Here is a 2,368-nt window from a genome sequence, read left to right on the forward strand (position 1 = left end):
GTTTTGATTCTTGTGCGGCAAGGGATGAAAGTTGCAGCAACGAATCTGCGTTACAACCAAACTCTGGATATACCGCGACACCAAGGCTGGTGGTTAAGCGGATATTGTGACTGTCGAGCCTCAATGGCGATAGCACTTGTCTATGAATTTGGTTGGCAATCTCGCGCGCTTCTAAGCTGTTGTTGCAAGGGAATACGACGACAAACTCATCCGCCCCAACGCGGCTTGCGAGTATCCATGGTCGATAATCTGGTTCGATATAAATTGGCAGTTCATTCCTTAATAACGCGGAAAGGTGCACCAGTAATTTGTCCCCAACATTGTGGCCGTAGTTGTCGTTGATGTGCTTAAAATCATCCAAATCGACAAATAGGACGGCAAGCGCTGGCGCTCGCTTGGCGCTGATTTGTTCTTGAAGATCAATCAGCAGCTTTTCACGATTAGAAAGCGAAGTCAGAATGTCGTGATAGGCCATGAACTCAACACGGGTTGTGTAGGTGTTTACCTTGTTAGACATCTTGTTATAGGCAGTAATCAGCTCACCAATTTCATCTTTGCGTTGAATATCGGTAACTGGAAGTGCTTGGGTATCAAATTCCGAAAACTGTTCACTCAACTGTTTGATTGGTTTCACCAACGATCGACCTACGGCAAACGCGAATAAGCTACCCATGAAGATAGAAATAATGCTGATTGCCAGCAGCAAAATAAACATGTTGTGTTTATCTTTAGACGTTATCGCTGCAACTTGTGCAATGTTTTGCTCTTTTTCTTCTAATAAATGGGCAAGGTTGAGCTCCAAATATACGGCTCCAAGCGTCACATCTGATTGGTGAATAGGCGCGGCAATTTCCAGTTGTTCTCTAGATAGAGCGACTTGGACACGTTCTTGTTCAATTGCCTTAAGAATAAAGTCTGAGCGGTAGTGGGGCTGAGCAAACATGGCAAGCTGAGGTGTACCGTCGTGGAATACAAGTCCATCGTTATCTACAACATGGATTTTTGATACGTCCGGTTGGCTTAAGGTTGCCGTAATCTGTCCATAGACTTGGCTGATGTTATCGTTGTAAAGCGGATCAAACAGCTGCTTAGACAACAACTCCGCGTACACTAATCCTTTTTGTTTGACGTAGGATTCCGTCTTATCTTGAGAATTTTGCGTAATCTGCTGCGCGAGATTGTTTGAGTATGTGTCGTAGCCATGCATGTAAAGTACAAGGTTGACCACAACCACCAAAACAACGACGGAGATGGTCGCGAAAATGTACTTGGTTTCTAGCGAAAGTTTGTTCAGCATCAGTTTGCCTTTGGTAGCAAGTTAACAGACTTTCGAACCGTGTCGAGAGACGTTGCCATATCTGGCGTGAGTGCTGATATGCGCTTGGTATTTTGGAATACATCCAAGGCATGCAAACCTTCTGGTGAGGCATCCATTTTCAATAAAATCGATGTAATTTCATTTTTGGTCGATTGGCTCAAAGTAGGCGACGCTAAAACCAAATCACGCGGGATCTCCACCGAGTTATGGAAAATGGTCAGTTTTTCCTTCATGTTTTCTGGCAAATCTTTTGGGTTGTTCCAGTTGAAATTACTGAACGCCCCGGCGGCAACGCGCTGTTTATACACCCAAACGGATAGGTTGATTTCGTTGGATTGTTCCAAATGTTCATCCAAAAACAAATAGCCGATACGGCCTTTCGTTGGGTGATCATCTATAGAGCGAAGGTATTCTAATTTTTCGCCTTGGTTGAGCAATGTAATGGCAGGTAAGTAAAAGCTACTGGTGGAGTTGCGACTCTCGAAAATGAGCGTTTTGCCGCGCAGATCGGCCAAGGAATGAATGCCACTGTCTTGATGGGTGAAAAATACAGAGTGGTATTTTTCGAGTCCCTTTTTCCACCTTACGGCGAGCACTTGGCTGTTAGATTCTCGTTCTAGGGTTACGGCGTTAAACGGTGTAGCTGTTGCAATTTGAACGCTGCCATTTTTGAGAGCAACTGCAAGTTGTCCATAGTTGTTGAAGACTTGTACCGACCCAGAGGTATAACCGAGGTGATTCAGCCTTCCGGACACATATTGAGCAAAGGGTGTTGCTTTTTTGATTTTACTTTTTGCTTTGTCGGAAACGATACCTACGGTAAATACGAGGTCATTGACGGGTTGAGCACTAGCAAGAAAGGGGGAGCTTAAAGAAGCAAGCAGTAAGAGTGTGCAGGCAGGTTTCATCCGGCGTCAACATCCTTGGGTATGTGTTCTTGAACGACAAGATTCATAATAAAAGCAAATTGCACTTCAACGAAGCGCACAATCATTCAGTAATTATTGAGTTAGAACTCAAAAAGTGACTCGGTCACGTATCTTTCAAATA

General features: G+C 44.2%; 2 protein-coding genes. Both read right to left on the reverse strand.

What is annotated here, in order from left to right:
• Positions 1-1,297 (reverse strand): sensor domain-containing diguanylate cyclase (locus tag R7O12_RS23695; protein ID WP_318126477.1); only part of this gene is annotated, 1,297 nt, incomplete at its 3' end.
• Positions 1,297-2,226 carry a phosphate/phosphite/phosphonate ABC transporter substrate-binding protein gene (locus R7O12_RS23700; protein ID WP_021486610.1) on the reverse strand — a complete coding sequence of 310 codons (930 nt, stop codon included), beginning with the start codon at positions 2,224-2,226 and terminating at the stop codon, positions 1,297-1,299. The genes R7O12_RS23700 and R7O12_RS23695, both read right to left, overlap by 1 nt.
• Positions 2,227-2,368: the final 142 nt, after the last annotated feature.

This window comes from Vibrio sp. Vb1574, from assembly GCF_033338675.1.

Excerpts from the sequence above, each read along its gene's own strand:
- R7O12_RS23700 (WP_021486610.1), bottom strand. The coding sequence starts at position 2,226 with ATGAAACCTGCCTGCACACTCTTACTGCTTGCTTCTTTAAGCTCCCCC.